General features: G+C 35.1%; 18 protein-coding genes and 1 pseudogene. 6 read left to right on the top strand and 13 right to left on the bottom strand.

From position 1 onward, the window contains the following. Positions 1–25: 25 nt before the first annotated feature. The 9 genes and pseudogenes from hpf to BN3107_RS06065 all read right to left on the bottom strand — a co-directional run. A complete protein-coding gene (hpf, locus tag BN3107_RS06100) occupies positions 26–589 on the bottom strand; it encodes a ribosome hibernation-promoting factor, HPF/YfiA family (protein WP_058306733.1) in 564 nt (187 codons plus the stop codon). Between the two features lie 820 nt (positions 590–1,409). Next, positions 1,410–1,763, bottom strand: a complete 354-nt coding sequence (locus BN3107_RS06095; RefSeq protein ID WP_058306732.1) for a hypothetical protein — start codon at positions 1,761–1,763, stop codon at positions 1,410–1,412. After that, the gene (gene fliS / locus BN3107_RS06090; protein WP_058306731.1) at positions 1,763–2,161 is read right to left on the bottom strand and encodes a flagellar export chaperone FliS; all 399 of its coding nucleotides are present in this window, start codon (positions 2,159–2,161) and stop codon (positions 1,763–1,765) included. Before fliS ends, BN3107_RS06095 begins: the two co-directional genes overlap by 1 nt. A 27-nt stretch (positions 2,162–2,188) precedes the next feature. Continuing rightward, positions 2,189–2,551 carry a flagellar protein FlaG gene (gene flaG, locus BN3107_RS06085; protein WP_058306730.1) on the bottom strand — a complete coding sequence of 121 codons (363 nt, stop codon included), beginning with the start codon at positions 2,549–2,551 and terminating at the stop codon, positions 2,189–2,191. Positions 2,552–2,682: 131 nt separating this feature from the next. After that, on the bottom strand, positions 2,683–2,859 hold the full coding sequence (locus tag BN3107_RS19340) for a YjfB family protein (RefSeq protein WP_077065054.1): 177 nt from the start codon (positions 2,857–2,859) through the stop codon (positions 2,683–2,685). Positions 2,860–2,889: 30 nt separating this feature from the next. Continuing rightward, positions 2,890–4,953, bottom strand: a complete 2,064-nt coding sequence (gene fliD / locus BN3107_RS06080; RefSeq protein ID WP_058306729.1) for a flagellar filament capping protein FliD — start codon at positions 4,951–4,953, stop codon at positions 2,890–2,892. 107 nt (positions 4,954–5,060) lie between these two features. Next, positions 5,061–6,371 carry a DUF4129 domain-containing protein gene (locus BN3107_RS06075; RefSeq protein ID WP_058306728.1) on the bottom strand — a complete coding sequence of 437 codons (1,311 nt, stop codon included), beginning with the start codon at positions 6,369–6,371 and terminating at the stop codon, positions 5,061–5,063. Then, positions 6,361–7,482, bottom strand: a complete 1,122-nt coding sequence (locus BN3107_RS06070) for a DUF58 domain-containing protein (RefSeq protein WP_058306727.1) — start codon at positions 7,480–7,482, stop codon at positions 6,361–6,363. The genes BN3107_RS06075 and BN3107_RS06070 overlap by 11 nt, the downstream gene beginning before the upstream one ends. Next, positions 7,479–8,471, bottom strand: a pseudogene (locus tag BN3107_RS06065) (AAA family ATPase); the annotation flags it as partial. The gene BN3107_RS06070 and the pseudogene BN3107_RS06065, both read right to left, overlap by 4 nt. 214 nt (positions 8,472–8,685) lie before the next feature. Between BN3107_RS06065 and BN3107_RS06060 the strand changes: the two are divergent. The 5 genes from BN3107_RS06060 to BN3107_RS06040 all read left to right on the top strand — a co-directional run bounded on the left by BN3107_RS06060 (position 8,686) and on the right by BN3107_RS06040 (position 12,836). Then, complete coding sequence (locus tag BN3107_RS06060) at positions 8,686–9,747, top strand: NAD(P)/FAD-dependent oxidoreductase (protein WP_058306725.1); 1,062 nt, start codon at positions 8,686–8,688, stop codon at positions 9,745–9,747. 256 nt (positions 9,748–10,003) lie between these two features. Continuing rightward, positions 10,004–10,636 carry a TasA family protein gene (locus BN3107_RS06055; protein WP_058306724.1) on the top strand — a complete coding sequence of 211 codons (633 nt, stop codon included), beginning with the start codon at positions 10,004–10,006 and terminating at the stop codon, positions 10,634–10,636. 119 nt (positions 10,637–10,755) lie between these two features. Further along, a complete protein-coding gene (gene tapA / locus BN3107_RS06050) occupies positions 10,756–11,628 on the top strand; it encodes an amyloid fiber anchoring/assembly protein TapA (RefSeq protein WP_058306723.1) in 873 nt (290 codons plus the stop codon). Next, the gene (gene sipW, locus BN3107_RS06045) at positions 11,618–12,163 is read left to right on the top strand and encodes a signal peptidase I SipW (RefSeq protein WP_316245020.1); all 546 of its coding nucleotides are present in this window, start codon (positions 11,618–11,620) and stop codon (positions 12,161–12,163) included. Before tapA ends, sipW begins: the two co-directional genes overlap by 11 nt. A gap of 43 nt (positions 12,164–12,206) precedes the next feature. Then, on the top strand, positions 12,207–12,836 hold the full coding sequence (locus BN3107_RS06040; protein WP_058306721.1) for an LPXTG cell wall anchor domain-containing protein: 630 nt from the start codon (positions 12,207–12,209) through the stop codon (positions 12,834–12,836). Between the two features lie 47 nt (positions 12,837–12,883). On the opposite strand, the gene BN3107_RS06035 is transcribed toward BN3107_RS06040, so the two are convergent. From BN3107_RS06035 to BN3107_RS06020, 4 genes are all read right to left on the bottom strand, one after another. Beyond that, positions 12,884–14,119: an anti-sigma-I factor RsgI family protein gene (locus tag BN3107_RS06035; RefSeq protein WP_058306720.1), complete on the bottom strand. Its 1,236-nt coding sequence runs from the start codon at positions 14,117–14,119 to the stop codon at positions 12,884–12,886. Next, positions 14,101–14,820, bottom strand: coding sequence for a sigma factor (locus tag BN3107_RS06030; protein WP_058306719.1), 720 nt, complete (start codon positions 14,818–14,820; stop codon positions 14,101–14,103). The genes BN3107_RS06035 and BN3107_RS06030 overlap by 19 nt, the downstream gene beginning before the upstream one ends. Before the next feature lie 224 nt (positions 14,821–15,044). Next, the gene (locus BN3107_RS19795) at positions 15,045–16,070 is read right to left on the bottom strand and encodes a DUF5667 domain-containing protein (RefSeq protein WP_058306718.1); all 1,026 of its coding nucleotides are present in this window, start codon (positions 16,068–16,070) and stop codon (positions 15,045–15,047) included. 15 nt (positions 16,071–16,085) lie between these two features. Further along, entirely contained in the window at positions 16,086–16,571 is a 486-nt protein-coding gene (locus BN3107_RS06020; protein WP_058306717.1) for a hypothetical protein, read from the bottom strand. A 257-nt stretch (positions 16,572–16,828) separates the two neighbouring features. Here BN3107_RS06020 and BN3107_RS06015 point away from each other — a divergent pair, with 257 nt between their 5' ends. Beyond that, positions 16,829–17,590: an EAL domain-containing protein gene (locus BN3107_RS06015; protein WP_058306716.1), complete on the top strand. Its 762-nt coding sequence runs from the start codon at positions 16,829–16,831 to the stop codon at positions 17,588–17,590. Positions 17,591–17,651: the final 61 nt, after the last annotated feature.

Genomic DNA, 17,651 nt, shown 5'->3' with positions numbered 1-17,651 from the left:
GGATCGCTTTTTAATTAAGTATGGTTTAGCTTGGTTCAATCAAGCCATATCTGCCATCACGGCGTCTATATACAACATTGGTGTTACCTGTAATGGAATTCTCAAAAACGAAGAAAGCATGTCCCAACATATCCATTTGCAATACTGCTTCTTCTGAATCCATTGGTTTTAAGTCGAATCGTTTGGTTCTGACAATTTCTAAATCTTCATCATCTTCAAATTCTTCTTGTTCACGAGCTTTTAATGCTTCATTTTCAAGTTCCGCAAAAACATGCTTTGGTGCACCTTGTTGGCGGAATTTACGATTTACTTTTGTTTTATGCTTACGAATTTGCCTTTCTAGTTTGTCAACAACAAGATCGATCGCTGCATACAAATCAATGTGTTGTTCTTCTGCTCTCAATAACAAGTTTGTCATCGGAATTGTAACCTCGATTTGTTGCTCGTCATTATAGACACTTATATTTACATTTACATCAGAAGCAGGAGGAGTATCAAAATATCTTTCCAGTTTGCCGATTTTCCTCTCGACATACTCCTTAATAGCACTGGTCACTTCTACATTTTCTCCACGGATGTTGTATTTCATAAAAAGTGTCCTCCTTTCAAACTATAAAGCTTTAATAAGCTATATATTAATAATACCACATTTAAGACTCTTTAAACGAGTAATAAGTCAATATATATGATAAATTTTTAACAAAATCTTTACATGGGAGTTTTTAATGAACATAAGCAGAATAATGCGACATAACTCTAGTTGGTAATTATGAAATGAGTTGTGTGCGTAAAAACCGCTTCGGCTTGCCCACTTCCCTTTCCATGGGCTTTTTCCTTCAGCTAACTTTTCCAAGCAAAAACCGCATGGAAAAGTGGATCTTCAGGAAAAAGAATCCCATAGGAGTGGAAGTGGCCGCCTACGCTAGTGGGACTCTACAACTATTGCAAATGCTAATATTTTGGATGGTTACACTTAGACAATAAATCAGCTTATATTGATAACATTGATAAGTAATCTAATGATAAATTGATGAGAAATAGTGAATAGGCCAACATGATTCTTCTTGCTTTAGTTGTAGAGCATTAAAAAGCGCAGGCGTCGGCTTTCACTCCTGCGGGAAGTTTTTATCCGAAGATCCACTTTTTAAGCGCACTTTGCTTAAAAAGTTAGCTGAGGAGAAAAACCCGCGGAAAGGGAAGCCGACAAGCCGGAGCGGTTGTTACGCAGTTCTAAAATGTCATAATTACCATTAAAGTTATGTCGCTTAATCCTGCTTATACTCAATAAGTTGACAATGTTAGGGTATTCATGGGAAATAGACAAGCGGATGATGTAGGATACACCGCAATAATGACTTTGCTTGTCTTTGGTACGAAAGTAAAGACCACTGTTCGATACAGTGGTCCGGTTATTTCTTCGAATCAAGAAATCTGCCGTCATAACTTGCGACGTTTTTATATGGATTTAAATAGGAATTATTAGATCGAGGTTGTTTTTTTGCATTTCGCATATCTTTCCTGAGATGTTGATACACTTTTTCCAACGATTCGGATAGTTGCTGATCCAGTAAAATCGCCTTTTTACCAAGCTCTTGTTGTGTATCGTTAAAGGGACCTTTAATTTGTTTTGTGATCATTTCCCTTTCTTCAATCAATTGATTAATCGTTTCGATCGCTTTTTCTCGTTGCTCATTTTTTAATGGTTTTTCTAGAAGTTTCAGCATTTTCTCTGTCTTTTCAATATATTGGTTTATGGATTCCATTAGGCTTTTACACCTTGTCCATGTTGACGAATTCGCTCTTGCTTGATCACTTCTTTCCAGGTATCACGAAAATCCTGAATAATTTCTCTCGCTTGTTCTAGCTGATCAACGTCATTTTTTATATTCGCTTGTGTTAACGCATGGTAAGCGAAATCATAAAGCGGAATAATTTCTTTAGTAATTGGTGCCTCTTGATCTAACGTTACCATCAATTCTCGAATAATATTTTGAGTTTTTTGAATCATTACGTTTTTAGTTTCATGTTCCTCGTTTTCTATTGCTTTTTTGGCTTGCTTGATGAATTTTAAGCAACCATTGTATAACATTAAAGTTAATTCACCTGGTGATGCCGTGTTTACTGAGTTGTTTTGGTATGCTTGATATTGCTGGTAAGCCATATATCGGACGCTCCTCTAATTTCTTACTTAAATTTTTTCATCTACTATGAATCCCATTAACTCTGCCATAGATGCATAGACATCTAATAATTTTTTTGGTGGAATCTCTTTTACGATCTCATCGGTTTCCTGATCAACTACTGTTACATAATAACGATCTAGTTTATCGTGTAACTCATAACGAATACTCGTGTTAGATGGTTCTAAAAACGAGTTAAGTCCATCGACCATGCTTGCTGCTTGATCCTTTGTTAATTCCTCTTGGCCGTTTAATAATTTTACTTTTTCTTGTTCATGGTTATTGGATCGCTCTCGTGCGGATGTGGATTGCTCAATTGTCGGTTCAGTTTGCATGAGTGGAGATCCAGTGATCATTTTACCAACTTCCATGACAAATTTCATCTCCTTATTTGGTTGTTTATTTTATTATCGGATTATGTAGGCAAAAGGTTTAGTTTTTTACGTAATAAACCTCCTATATACACAAAAGGAATCTAGAAAATCCAGATTCCTTTACATGTTTATCCTTTTAGATCAATATTTCCACCTAGGTGTGGTTGCATTGATGTTTCCATCATTTTAATCATGTCACTAGATTGCGTTTCAGCTTGGTCTAGCGCTTTGTCCATCAGGGAAACACTCGCTTGTTGCTTTACTTGTGCCTGATTCATAATTACTGACATTGCAGCTACATCCATATTAGAGCCCCCTTTCAAAAGGTTGCTATATTATTGCATTCCCATACCACCAAATTGTTGCATCATATACGAAGCTTGCTGATTTGCTTGTTGCATCGCTTTTTCCATCGCGGTAAATTGACGCCAGTAACGATCCTCAATTTGAGTTAAACGATCTTGGAATTGTTGAATTTGATCTTCTACATCTTCTAGATTACGACCAATTGTAAACTGTTGATTTGTTGCTGTTGCACGTCCTGCCCGTTCATAGATACGATCCATAGTGTTGTTTACAGAATCTGTTAAGCGACGAGCGATCCCTTTTTCGCCAAACTCTTCACCATCACCACGGAATAAATTCTCTACACCAGATGGATCAGATTCGATTGCTTCTCGTAACTTTGCTTCATCAATTTCTAATTTTCCACCATCCATATAATTTCGAGTAGTGGTGATACCTATCTGTGCTAATTGATTAAAGGATCCTTGAGAATCTCCATTATTTACAGGTGAGTAAAAATCTGTTCTCATTGTTGACAAGGCACTTTGCAAAATGGAGTCTCTTCTTAACAAACCACTCTTTGCCATCTCTTCCCAATCTTCTTGTTGTGTTTCAGTTAAAGATTCTCGCTGATCATCGGTTAACGGACTGTAGTCACGATAATATTCTTCGTTTACTTTTCCATTTATTTCACCTATTAGCGTATTGTAAGTTTCAACAAACTCTTTAATGTTTTCAAAAACAGCATCGGAATCGTTTGTGACACCGATTGAAACAGGACCATCTGCTACATCAAATTTTTGTTTTAAATTAAAGGTGACACCATCAATTTGAAAATTATTGGTGTGTCGCTCTGTCTCTAAACCATTTATCGTAAATGTTGCATTCTGACCTTCAGAATAATTGGTATTTGTTACTGGATCTGGATTTGCAGCAAAATTTAATGCATCCGTCATAAACGATCCACTCAAACTCATATCATTTCCTGTGCCATAATCTCCTGTTTCCGTTCTTCTTAGTGACACACGATCAGAATAAGAATCATACATCATCGAAACTCCCAAGTCGGCACTGTTTACCTTACTAACCACTTGATTTAGAGACTCATTACCACGAATAATAAAATCTTGGTATTTAGCACCCTCAGAAGTTTCCGAACCAACACCAAATGATGTATAATTTTGTGAATACGTAGCAGTTAACTCTGTCTCGCCATCAATAACTCCTTCATCAAAAGCGATTCGACCTAGATCTTTACTCATCAATCCAATTTTGTCGTTCGGATCCGCGCTGTTAACTAGATCATATAATCCATCTTCATTTGGGTCAGCACTCATTGTGTAAGTATTACCATTTAATTGCAATTCAAAACCTTCTAAAGAACGCCCATCAAGTTGTAAATTACGCGCTCCATCAGCTAACGTCTTTGTCTCTTCGTTAGTTTCTCCTGATATAGCATATTGAACACTTACCTCAGAACCTTCCTGTATAACACCACTAGCGAATTCTAATCCCGATCCGTTTAATAGAACAGTATCTTCTGTAAGGTCTGCACTATCTGTAACCACTTTATAGTTTTTTCCATCCACTTGAACAGATAATGCATCTTCACCTCCCAGATTAACAGCATGATCTAAATTAATCGGCTCATCATCAGCACTTGCTGTAATAGATTCTTCATAAATTGCACCAGTAGTAAACGAAAAGCCTGCTAACTTATCTTGTTGACTTAGTAAAGTTTCACTTGCATTTATTGGATCATTGACGTCACTTGAAACTTTTGCTTCGTTCACCCAAGAAGCAGATTTAGCAAGTTGTTTTACCTCTGACAATTCAAAAGACGATTGACTTGCTGCACTACTAGCAGTTGCACTTACTAAATTCTCATTTGTCGAAGAAGTTTCGCGTGATCGATAACTTGTCGTCATACGCATATCAGTCAACTTTGAACGAAAATCTAATAAAAGTGTGTTCATCGCACGATAATCATCGCGCTTCCATTCTAATGTCTGTTTCTCTTGCTCCATTCGTTGAAGAGGCATGCTCTCTGCTTTCATTAAGTCGTTGACCATCTGGTCGATATCCATACCACTGGCAAAACCACTTATTCTCATAATGTCACGTCCTTTAAATTCATTATTATTTCTATTATCGGACAATTAAGTCATATGTTGAATAGAACAAAAGTACCATATTAAAAATAACTGCCTAAAACAGACAGTTATTTTCGTTCATTTATTTTTCTCCATATCTCGTATAATGGCTGCTCATCTTCCTCACTTAAGTTTTTATCGCCATACCGTATATCGTCATACCAATTTTCTAGTCTTTTTAGTAATTGATCTTGTTCATTCAATGCTATAACTTCGTGAGCTGTGAGTGACGCTCGCCACTTTTCTTGTTTTTTTAGATCACGAGCAACCTGGCGATACAAAAAGCGTACTTTCTCTTCTTTTGACATGTTTTCAAATTTTGGTTTACGTTTTGTTACATTTCGAAAAGCTTTTCCGATTTTTTCTTGATTTTCTTTACGCCATTTTTTCCAATCAAACAAGTTCTCTTTCTCATCATCGTAATCTGTTGTTTCAGCAAGATCTTTTTTGCCGGTTACTTTCTTGATAATAGCCCAGAGCGAAAGTATCGCCCGCTTCATCATATTTCGGAATTTTTTAAATAATAAAGCGATAAATAACAATATTAAACAGATCGCCATCACAATACCAAAAATAATCATAATCTGGTCGATCCATTCTGAAAATCTTGAAGGTTCTGACTGATCTTGAGGTAGAGCTGGCATTTCATTTGTTTGTTGCTCTTCTTGTATCGGCTCAGAGTCGCTACCAAATAAAGATGCGAACCACATGACAGACTGGATAATCGATCGTATACCGTTGTAAACCGCTGCTTGAACAACTTGAAAATTAGTGATCGCAAAGACCAATAAGAGCGTTAGTACTAAATAAATTCGATTTAATCTTGTGATTCCTCTTCCGATCTTTTTCTTTTTATCTTTTGCTAAAGATTCTTTTTGCAAATGCTCCCTATTGGTAATAAACAGCATGATAATAATAAACAAGAAACCAACATAACTAATTTGTGATTGATAGCCTTCTAAGGAATCAAGGTTAATAAACAAAATATATCCCACAAAATAAATTGGCATACTAACTGCCCAAAAAATCCTACTTGGTAATATATCCTCCCATTCATTTTCTGCATGCTGAATTCCTCTGAAAGACGCAACAAGTCCTATTAAAATCCCTGGAATCAGTGACCAAATGACTGTCATCACTAAAACATTTACGAATATAGTCAAAAGAATCGCAATAATGAATACTGTCCAGCGTTTTTTTATCAAAGTACGAACAAAATAACAGACCCCAAACAATAGCAGTAAAGCTATATACCAGAAGTACCTGTCAGGTGTATCAAAGAAAAGGACCGCCACTAACAAAACAACAGGGAAAAATCCGATAAATTCAACGATACCGTGCCAAAGCGCAGAAAGGTGATGTTTCATGTTAACTGGCATGTGCCTCACCACCTTTTTTACCGTCATTTAATAAAACAACTTCGACAGCATTACCGTAACTCTCTAATTGCGCTATTTGTCTTTCCATTTTTTCGGTTCGATTAAGGCTAAAAATGATAATGTCTGTTTTGGTTAAACCGTTCTCGACATCCTCTTGCAAAAAGGCTCTAAAGTTACGGCTGCGATCCATTTTAACCTTGGCTATCGCATCCAAAATATAAGAAATTTGTTGACCACTATTGGATGGTTCTATCCGAACAGAAGATTTAATTCGTTCGGTCGTGTTCGTAAATGGTTCAACATAATAGCCATTACAGCCAAAACCAGTGGAAATTCCCTGATCAATGGTATAGTTAGCAAGTGATGCCGCATAGGATAACCCTTTTTCAATTACCTCTGGTTGTTCAATTGGCATGCGAATGTCTTCATTTGTATCGAAATTAACATAAATCATTAAATGGTGATCTGCGGTAAAATCTTTCTTATTAATTTGTAAGTCTTGTGTTCTAGCAGTTGCTTTCCAGTTAATCGAATTCAATGGATCGCCTTGCTGATATTCACGGATACCTGCTTGCAAAAACGGATCTTCGACAATCCAGCGTTTGACAATAATATCACCTAACCAGCTATGAGATGGAAGCGGAATATCATCAAGCGAAACAATTGTTGGATAAACCGTCACAGCGGTACTTGCTTCAAAGGAGTCAAATACCTCACCAAAACCAACCCCATCACCGGTAGTGACCGACACCGTGTTCAACGGATAATACCCTCTTTTAGTTCCGATCAAATGATGACGACGTGTGATTTTTTGATAAGGTAATAAACTAAAAAGAGTGCGATGAAACATCTCTCCCTCATTCACCTGTAGTTCACGTTCAGATTGGGTGATTAGATATGGACTCATTTTAGATTCCAAACGAATCCAAGGAACAGGTAACAGTTTTTTATTCGCTATTTCATCGACCATCTCAATTTTTTCACCTTCAAAAACAGTGGTTTGGGTAAAATCTCGTTTATATGTGATACCTCTTAAGCCAACTTTTCCATAAAGAAAACCTTGCAAAAATACAATCATAAGTAAGACTACGATGACCCATGCGATATTCATGCATTGATGCCAGCCTTTTCTGTTGGCACTGTGACTTGTCCTAAGACATCCGTCAATACAGCTTCTACCTCTCCTTGTTTGATCCCAATCCTTTGTGCTAATACGATTCTGTGACTTAATACAGGCTTAGCCATTTTTTTAATATCATCCGGAATCACATAGGTACGTCCTTGCAATAAAGCATAGACTTGTACCGCTTTTAGCAATGCTTGACTCCCACGTGGACTTACACCTAGTGCAACATTTTCGTGTTTTCTAGTTTGTTCGACAACATCGATTAAATACTGCAAGACATCCTCACGAACTTCTACATCACTATACACCTGTTGCATCTCGATAATATCTTCTATAGAAACAATCGATTGTAATGTTTCTAATGGGTTAACTGCTTTAAAGCGTTTAAGTATTTCTAACCCTTCCTCGCGAGTTGGATAACCCATATTTACTTTTAATAAAAAACGGTCTAATTGCGCCTCAGGCAATGGAAATGTCCCTTGACTTTCAATTGGATTTTGTGTCGCTATTACTAAAAACGGCCTTTCTAACGTATGGGTATTCCCATCAATTGTCACCTGTCGTTCTTCCATACTTTCTAATAAACTTGATTGCGTCCTTGGTGTGGCCCGATTAATTTCATCTGCCAGCAATATATTAGTAAAGATCGGACCAGGTCTGAATTCGAACTCAGCTTTTTGTTGACTGTAAAAATGTATACCGGTAATGTCTGTTGGTAATAAATCTGGCGTAAATTGAATCCGCTTAAAGTTACCTGACAGTGACTTCGCTAACGATTTGGCCATCAATGTCTTCCCTGTTCCCGGCACATCTTCCAATAGTACATGACCAGAAGAAATCATTGCCACTAACAAAAGGTCAATCGTATCTTCTTGCCCTACGACTACTTGATTAACATTCGCTTTTATTTTACTTGTTACATGCTGTATCTCAGTTAATTCCACCTGTAAAAACTCCTCCATAATATGTTTACGCTTACAAACCTCTTTCTACTTTTATAACATTTCTATTAATAATAGGCAAAATATTACACTTGAATTTTCTGAATAATTAAACACTTCGACATCAACGGTTTTTTTGCAGTTTTTAATAGTTTTTTTGGACTAATTTTGGTAGTCTAATTATAGATAAGAAAGGGAAACTAATAATAGCGTGTATGATTTTATGATAGACAGGGGATTTGCAATAATGAAAAAAGTTGTTTTAATCGGTGGAGGCTATGGTGGAATGAACGCCTTACATCAATTAATCGATAACGAAATACCACAGGATGTACAAATAACTGTAATCGATCGAAACCCATATCATTCGTTAAAAACCGAATTTTATGCAGTTACGGCGGGAACAAAAGCGGATAAGGAAGTCCGGATCGATTTCCCGATTCATGAACAGATCAGATATGAATTCGGTGAAATTCTCGAAATTGACACTGAAAATGAACATATTCGGATTAGAGACAATGATGTTCCAGTTGAATACGATTATTTGTTGATTGGACTTGGTTGTGAAGACAATTACCATGGTGTCCAAGGGGCAATGGAATATACAGAAAGTGTACAAACGATTACGAAAGCACGACGGGCAAGCTTCAAAGTCAACAATTCAGCTGCCTATAGTCAGGTATCTGTAGTAGGTGCTGGACTTAGTGGAATTGAAGTAGCTTCTGAAATCAGAGAAAGTCGACCTGATTTAAATATTCGATTGCTAGATCGTGGTGCATCCGTGTTGTCTGCTTTCGATGACAAAGTACAGTCGTATGTGGAAGACTGGTTTCGAAAAAATGATGTAGAAATACTACATCACTCGAATGTTGAATTAGTGGCAGAAGGTATTTTTTATAATAATGGTGAAGGTATCGATAGCGATGTAATTATCTGGACAGCGGGGGTACGACCAAACTATTTAGTAAGAAGCTTACCTTTTGAAAAAGATCGTCAGGAAAAAATTGTAGTAAACGATTTTTATCAAGTACCTACACATCCACATGTTTATGTCGTTGGGGATTGCGCATCCTCTACCTATTCACCAAGTGCTCAGCTTGCCGGTGTTCAGGGTGAACAAATTGGAGATGTTTTAGCCGATGTGTTAAAAGGCAAAGAACCAAGCAAACCTAAAGACATAAAATTAAAAGGTCAGTTAGGTTCACTTGGTAAATCGGATGGATTCGGAAATATGTATCGTAAACCTGTTACAGGTCTATTGCCTCGTTTAGCGAAATCTGGGGTACTTTGGTTGAATAAGCGACATTAATGGACAAAAACATCTCATTAAAGAAGACGCATTTGCAGAAATGCGTCTTCTTTTGTTGTTTATTGTTCGTCATGAAGAACGTTTTCCATAAAAATTATAGTAATTAGAAGTAAACAATCGAAAAACAAAGAAAATGTTCTTTAAAAAGATCAAAATAAGCCATTTACACCTTTTTTAGAGCTTTATTTATAAAATATCTAGATGTATAATTCGTTTGTAGTTCTTTATAAAGAACAAAATAAAGGAGGAATTATTTATGTCAATGAAGAAAAAATTAGGTTTAGGTTTAGCGTCCGCTGCTCTTGGTTTAGCACTTGTAGGAGGAGGTACATATGCGTATTTTAACGATGTTGAAACATCAAACAATACTTTTGCAGCGGGGACTTTAGATTTGAGTTTAAGTCCAGAAGTAATTTTTAATGTTAAAAACTTAAAGCCAGGTGATTATATGGTGAGAGACTTCAAAATGGTGAATGATGGATCTCTAGATATTAAGCAAGTATTACTAGATACTTCCTATTCTGTAGACGATATCAATTCGGATAATGGAACAGAAGACTTGGGTGACCACTTTGAAGTTAAATTTATTATAAATGAAGGTCACACTGAATGGGAAGATGGTTGGTGGGATAACGATGATTACCAAGTAGTTTATGAAAAAACACTAGCTCAGCTTTCTAACATGTCTCTTGATGATTTAGCTACTGAATTAGAAGATGGTTGGTGGGGTGACTATGAAAAGGATGGAATTCCAGCTGGAGATCACGATCATTTAACAGTAATGATTGAATTCGTTGATAATGGTGAAGATCAAAACATTTTCCAAGGTGATTCTTTAGAATTGACTTGGGAATTCACAGCTAAACAAGAAGAAGGAGAAGCTAGATAAAGAAATTATGTGGAGAGGGATAACTTCTCTCTCCCTCCTTTTTATACATAAACATTTAAGTCTATGTATAAAAAGGAGCATATCATATAGTTACTAAAAGCTCTCGAGGAGGATAGTCTATGAAATTCATGTCATATTTCCCTTTTTCTCGAAAACACTTAATTTTAATCATACTTATTTTATTTCTTTTCATGTCTATGTTGTCTTATGTGGTATTGGCAACTGAATCTAAATTTTTTGATAAATCAGAAGATTCATTTACAATCCAAGCAGGCACATGGTGGGATGGTAGCGATCTTTCTTATATTCAAGACCCTGAACAAGATACAAACGCCTGCCCTACTTTATTTATTTCTTTTCACCTTGAGAACGGTGGTTTTACCATGTTAGACACAACAACGTATCAACTCTATTATTCAGCTGAAGGTGATCCTTTAGAAGGAGAAATAGTAAAAGAAGGTACCTTACCCATCATCTCCGAGAATGAGACCTATACCTTAGATGTTGAGGTCGATTCAGAAGGGATATATCAATTAAAAGTAGATCAACGTCCAATGTATCTGGATGATGAAGAAAAGCCACATTCCATTTGGAGTGAGCATATTACTGTTATTTGTATAGAAGAGGAAGAAGAAATGGAAACAGAAGAAATAGAATCGGAAGAAAATAATAAGCAATCTGAGCCTCAAGAAAAAGAGGTAATCATTGAAAAAGAAGAAATCATAGAAGAAGAAAAAGAGCCTTCAGTTAATGAAAAAGAAGAAGTAGAAATAGAAGATGAACAACAAAACGAGAAAAACGATGAAAAACCAAAAGAAGCACCTATCAAAGAAGAAGATAAACAAGTTAAAGAAGAGACCACAGAATCAGAAAGTACTGAGAAAGACAAGAAACAAACAGATAAAGAAGGTGAACAAGATGGAGTCACGAACCCAGAAGGAACAGAACAACAAGAAGCAGATATCGAAAAGAATAAGGAAAGTGATCAGTAGTACGATTACAACTCTGCTGTTCCTTATTTTAATCACAGTCTCGACATTAGTAATTATGACCCGACTCGGTGATGGTGAACCTGAACTTTTTGGTAAGCAGTTAAAAGTTGTCTTGTCAGGATCTATGGAACCAACTTTTCAAACGGGATCGATAATAGCTGTAGATGAATACTCAGATAATACCACTTTAAAAAATGGTGATGTCATTACTTTCGTAAATGAAGATGAGGTACTTGTCACCCATAGAATTATCGATATTGTGGAGAGCGGTGAACACACGCTTTATGAAACAAAAGGTGACAATAACAATGCTGCAGATAATGAATTAGTACAACAGGAAAACGTTGTGGCAGTTTATACAGGATTTACAATTCCACTTGTAGGCTACGCTGTCGATTATATTCAAACTCCAATTGGAAGTGCGTTATTGTTGATTATCCCAGGACTTATGTTAGTTGGATACGGAATCGTTACTGTATGGCAAATCATTATCGACTTAGATCGAAAATCAAAAAAAATAACCGAAGAAAACTAAAGCTAATAGTTGCTAATAGCTGATTAAAAGGTAGGTGGTTTTATTGAAGCAGATACTTACATTCTTCACTCTTTTATCGATCGTCTTTCTTTTTATGGGTTCCCCTGTTCAGGGTAGTCAACAAAATATTATCGATATATCTGGTACTATTTCAGAATCGAATCAATTATTTGATTTAGAAAATATTAAACCTGGAGATTGGGCAGATCGAGAATTGATTATTTCAAACAAACGAAATAATGACATTACGTATGATATTGAAATAGCTTATGAAGATGGTTCAAAAATGTTTTATGATGCGCTTTTTTTAGAAATAAAGTCTGCGGGTAATCAACTTTATTACGATAAATTAGCTAATTTTACTACTATCAAAGATCTTACCTTAGCTGCAAATGAAGAGGAAATACTTGAGATGCAATTGACCTTCCCACCAGAATCCGGAAATGAATTCCAAGGACTAACAACTAAAGCAACGATAACAATTATTTCTCAAGATGATATTGACGAAGAATCTTCTACGTTCACGATTTCAACTGACAGTCAATCAATGGATAATGACTCTTTTCTACCAGCAACAGCAACATTTGCTTTTAACTTTCTAATAATAGGATTAGCTCTATTACTAGTAGGAAGTATTATTTACCTTATCATTAAAAAGAAAAAAATTGCATAAATTTGTCTTACTTGTACTCTCTTATTACTGCAAAACAGGAGTTTTCATTACTCCTGTTTTTGGCTGTTCTGTGGCATTTTATTCTTAGGTATTTTTTCATCTGATTTTATGGATTTCGATTTTTCATTGTTCTTTTGAACTTTCTTAGATCCGTTGTTTTTATTTCGATTATTTTCATCAATTTTACCATTTTTAGGTGATTGTGTTTTTTCATTCACTTGTTTTTTATTTGTTTCTGGTTTAGAGGATTTATCCTTCAAATTTGCATTCTCCTGCACAGCAGCTTTCTTTTCATCCATTTTTTCTTCCGCAGGTTTTTTATTCGTGTTTTCTGGCTTTGGCGTCAATGTTTTGTTCTGCTTTTGCTTTTGATTATTAGACGGTGCTATTTTGTCATTTTGCTTCACATTTTTTTCTATCTTTGCTTCAGTATTTTTTTTTTCTTTTTTACTACTCTTATCACTGTTTCTTGGTTTTGGAGGCGGTACTTCATTCGTATCTTTTGAATTGCTGTTCTTTGGTTTGTTTAGTTTCGCCATTTCCCGTATTTCTTTAATAGATTTACCTTTAACCTCTTCTATATCAATTTCCATGTCATTTTTAGTGATGTCTTGATAGGCGCGATAGACATTAACAGAAAGATCAGATTTAGTAGCCTCTTCATAGTATTGTTGATTTTCTACATGTAAATCTAATTTCGCAGTAACTTTTTCTTCTGCTAAAGATAATCGGAATGCATTTTCAACAGTTACTAATTGAGACTCAGACTGTTTATCTTCAGAGTTTAATTCAATTAGGGTACTACTAATGATCGTTGCGTCGTTTTCTGAAAGATAGTTTTCTTTTTTCAATATTTTTAATAAATTAGAAATGACAGAATCTATATTTTTATCGTTAACATTCAACTGTTCAATGATATCTTTGGCCTCTCCGTTTAGTCCTTGAACATCTAATACATGAAGGTTCTGATCTAATGATATTTCCATACTAGGATTAATATCGACAGCTAGAACATATGCCTGTTGGTTGCTAGGTTGAGAAAAGGGGAAATTACCAAGTAAAAATAGGAGTAGTGCCACGAACGATAAAACAGGAACAACTATTTTACTTTTGGCGAAGATAGATCGATTAATAGTTTTGACTCGGTATGCCTTATACTCACCAATCACCGGAAAATCATTTTTTTCGCGTGGGACATTACGAAAAGTGCCATCTTCACAAAACAATACAATCGTATCCTCTTGTATTTCCATCACTGTTCCTTTTATTTTTTGATAGACCATTTTTCACTCTTCCTTTCCCCACTGACATATGCTTGTAAATTCTCCCACTCTGGATGTAATAAGATGAGAATGACTGCAATTAAATACTTTCTATATTTTTCGACAGCTTTTATTCGATAGTTCGTCCTGCTGGTAAAGTCTTTCATCGGAAAATGCTTTTTTTGAAATAATTGCACAATTAAATCAGATTGCTCTATAAATTCTTCTGCCATCTGTTGCGCTTTTTTTCTTGATCTTTTTTGCTTAGGGCAAGACGATTCTAAATCTGCAAATCGAATATAAAATAGTGACAGTTCCTGATTGAATGCACTAATTTCTTCAGCCATATTACTAACCTTTTGTTGATGAAGATATTGGTCAATGGATTCCTTTATCTCGGGTTCGAATCCTTCTCCCCCACTATCTATAACGTTGTGATACTTGTTTTCTTTTCGAAAAAAATCTATCAATTCTCGATGTATAAGTAAATATACATAATTGAGAAAAGTTCGTCGTTTAGCAGGATTATATGTATCAATTGCTCGATTAAACGCTATTAAACCAATACTTGCTTCATCATCTTTCCACGTTTTAAATTGTTTACACACTTTGCCAACCACACTCAATATATATGGCTGATAATACCGAATAAGTTGTTCACGTAAAATTTCATTTCCTTTTTGAACTTCTGCAATGGATTTGTCGATGTCTTCTGGATTCATATGCCCTCTCCCTTATCCACTCTCTAATGAGCGCTTAAAAAAAGAAAGCTTTATCCTTTCAAAAAAATAATTATATTGAAGGATAAAGCATTGCTATATTTAATGTACGCGATAAGTAAAAAAGGGTAAAGATATTTAGCGAAATTCGTCGAAAAAACCACCTTGTTTTATCTGGTTGTCATAGTTCCACTGATTGAAGTCTCACTTTATCTTTGGTGACCCTTTTATTGATTATTTCCTTTTCCGTTTGCTTTGTCTTTTTTCTTCTCTTCTTTTTCAATCGCTTTAGCGGCTTTTTTGTCTGCTTTCTCTTGTGCTTTCTCAAGCTTTTCTTGCGCTTTTTCTATCTTTTTCTCAGCTTTTTCTTCTGCCTTTTTACGTTTTTCTTCTGCTTTCTCTTTAGCTTTCGCGGCTTTTTCCTGTGCCTTTTGTATTTTGTTTTCTTCTTTCACAGTTGATTTATCAGTTTCTGTCGGTTCATCTGTTTCATCTGTTTCCTCAGTTTCTTCATTTTCTTCTGTTGCATTTTCTGTATCTTGTTCTGGCAAGCTTACTTGTTCAACTTGTTCTTCCTCATTTTCTTTATTATCTTCTTGTTCCTCTTCCTCTACTTCTTCTTTACCTTTAGCACGCAGATAATTTTCTTCCGCTCGTTTTTGATTTTCTAACGCTTTAGCAATTCCGGCTTTTGCTTGCTCAGGTAAATCTTCACGCTCTAGTAATGCTTGTAGCTTAATCGTTCGCTGCTTAGCATTTTCTCTGAATTCCTCTTCGACTTGTTCATTATCATCTTGATCTTCTGTTGATTCTTCTTGATCTTCTTCGACATTTTCATCGTTTTCGCCTGTTTCTTCTTCAGGCATTTCAACTTCCTCTACGTCTTCCTCTTGGGATTCTTCGCCGTCCTCTATCACATCTTGGCTGTCCTCATTTCCTTCTAACTCACTCTCCAAACGATCTAAATATTCTTGATATTCTTCAAGCAATTTCTCCGCTTCTTCTACATCGCCTGCTTCTACTAATGCCTCGAATTCACTTAAGCGATCATCTGCAAACTCATCTAACAAACGAGCTCGTTCTATTTGATCTTCTGTGAATCCTAATTCAGTTTCTTCAATTAAAATCGAAGTATCATAAAAATCATCCTCAGGTGCTAGGCTTGTTTGTTCTGTATCCTCATTTGCGTAAACGGTGCTGCCTACAAAGAAGAAACTAAGTGTTGTGAGTGTTAACCATTTTTTCATTTTCATTTCATCATTCCTCCATTAGAATAATTCTATTTTTTCGTTAAATGATTGAATCTTTTCTTTATCATAATCTTGTTCAGGGGTCATAAATATCAATACTACTTTAAAATCAGATCCTTGATGAATATAGATATCACCAAAAATATTTTCATTTCGATTGGTTTCAAGCCTTACATAATTCTCTTTTTCTTTTACTATTGTTGCATTTTTTGAAAAAGAGGAAAGGAATTTGCTTTTTAATTGATCATTTGATTGTTCGTTATTTGTAGTGGTAATAATTACTTTTGTATTATCATTGATAAATGATACATTTTGTTCTTTTTCTGTAACTGTCTCTTCTTCTATTGTCCAACCATTGATAGCTTCCACCTGATATAACTGATTTTGATAAAGTGGGGCTTTTTTTTCAGCATGAGCCGTTTCATCTCCATTGCTATCAATAGTATCCGCCTGACCACATGCAATTAACAAAAGAAGAGATAGAGCTATAAATACTTGTTTCAACGCTTCACCTCCATCTATTAGATTTTTGATTGATAGCATTACTTAGCTATTCAAGTTTTTAATTTTCCCATTGCAATTATCTATACGAATCAAATAATTCAAAAAAAGGGGGGAAGTTAAATATTTTTTTAAATTAATGCAATTTTTGTAGAAATAACGAAATTAATGATGTAAAATATTAGGTACAACTAATTAGTTTGATCAATAGATTAAATGATTGTTAGTCATATAGTTGCGTTTGTTTTAGGGGGTTGTTTATGTCTATTGCAAAAATTAACGATTTAATTGATAATGAAAAATTTGAACATTATTTTCAAGCGTTATACGATCTGCACACACTATCACCAATTGGATATGAGGCATTATTACGAACCAAATTATTTACAAATCCAGAAATACTATTTGAAAAGGCTAGTCACACTGATCGCTTTTTTGAACTAGAGATACGTTCAATTAAGAAAGCGCTTTATTCTTATGATTCTATATTGTCTAGTCCGTCTGATAACAAAAAACTACTTTTAAATGTATTTCCGACTAATTTAGTACATAAAGATTTTTCTAGCATATTATTTCAAACATTACAAAATACAAAAATTAGTCCTGACCAAGTTATTATTGAAATAAATGAATCAGAAGTCATTCAGAATGTTGATTTTTTTATTGATAGTGTGGAAGAATTAAAAAGCGAAGGCTACTTAATTGCGATCGATGACGTAGGAAAGGGTGTCTCTTCTTTACAAGCGATCGTTGAATTACAACCAGACTATGTAAAAATGGATCGTTATTTTGCAAAACATTTAGCCCAATCAAGTCGAAAGCAAGAAATGGTGCGATCAATTGTTACCTATTGTCTTAATACTGATACAAAATTTGTACTAGAGGGAATTGAAATTCCAGAAGATTTAGAAATAGCAAAAAAAATAGGCGTTTCCATTGTACAAGGCTTTTTATTAGCCAGACCTGAACCCCTTGAAGTGATAAAAAAATACGAAAATGATCATCGAATGACCGGGAATTAATTATTAATATATAGATTCGAAATTTAATTCGATGTATTTACAAATACAATTCAGATTGAAA

Origin of the sequence: Gracilibacillus massiliensis, assembly GCF_001458115.1 — a bacterium.
Lineage (GTDB): Bacteria > Bacillota > Bacilli > Bacillales > Amphibacillaceae > Gracilibacillus > Gracilibacillus massiliensis.
This window is presented reverse-complemented; position numbering and strand designations above follow the sequence as displayed.

Coding starts and splice junctions, on each gene's coding strand:
- BN3107_RS06070 (WP_058306727.1), bottom strand. CDS start 7,482: ATGAATATCGCATGGGTCATCGTAGTCTTACTTATGATTGTATTTTTG.
- BN3107_RS06035 (WP_058306720.1), bottom strand. CDS start 14,119: ATGGTCTATCAAAAAATAAAAGGAACAGTGATGGAAATACAAGAGGAT.
- tapA (WP_058306723.1), top strand. CDS start 10,756: ATGAAATTCATGTCATATTTCCCTTTTTCTCGAAAACACTTAATTTTA.
- BN3107_RS19340 (WP_077065054.1), bottom strand. CDS start 2,859: ATGGATGTAGCTGCAATGTCAGTAATTATGAATCAGGCACAAGTAAAG.
- BN3107_RS06075 (WP_058306728.1), bottom strand. CDS start 6,371: ATGCCAGTTAACATGAAACATCACCTTTCTGCGCTTTGGCACGGTATC.
- BN3107_RS06060 (WP_058306725.1), top strand. CDS start 8,686: ATGAAAAAAGTTGTTTTAATCGGTGGAGGCTATGGTGGAATGAACGCC.
- BN3107_RS06095 (WP_058306732.1), bottom strand. CDS start 1,763: ATGGAATCCATAAACCAATATATTGAAAAGACAGAGAAAATGCTGAAA.
- flaG (WP_058306730.1), bottom strand. CDS start 2,551: ATGGAAGTTGGTAAAATGATCACTGGATCTCCACTCATGCAAACTGAA.
- hpf (WP_058306733.1), bottom strand. CDS start 589: ATGAAATACAACATCCGTGGAGAAAATGTAGAAGTGACCAGTGCTATT.
- BN3107_RS06030 (WP_058306719.1), bottom strand. CDS start 14,820: ATGAATCCAGAAGACATCGACAAATCCATTGCAGAAGTTCAAAAAGGA.
- fliD (WP_058306729.1), bottom strand. CDS start 4,953: ATGAGAATAAGTGGTTTTGCCAGTGGTATGGATATCGACCAGATGGTC.
- BN3107_RS06015 (WP_058306716.1), top strand. CDS start 16,829: ATGTCTATTGCAAAAATTAACGATTTAATTGATAATGAAAAATTTGAA.
- fliS (WP_058306731.1), bottom strand. CDS start 2,161: ATGGCTTACCAGCAATATCAAGCATACCAAAACAACTCAGTAAACACG.
- BN3107_RS19795 (WP_058306718.1), bottom strand. CDS start 16,070: ATGAAAATGAAAAAATGGTTAACACTCACAACACTTAGTTTCTTCTTT.
- BN3107_RS06055 (WP_058306724.1), top strand. CDS start 10,004: ATGTCAATGAAGAAAAAATTAGGTTTAGGTTTAGCGTCCGCTGCTCTT.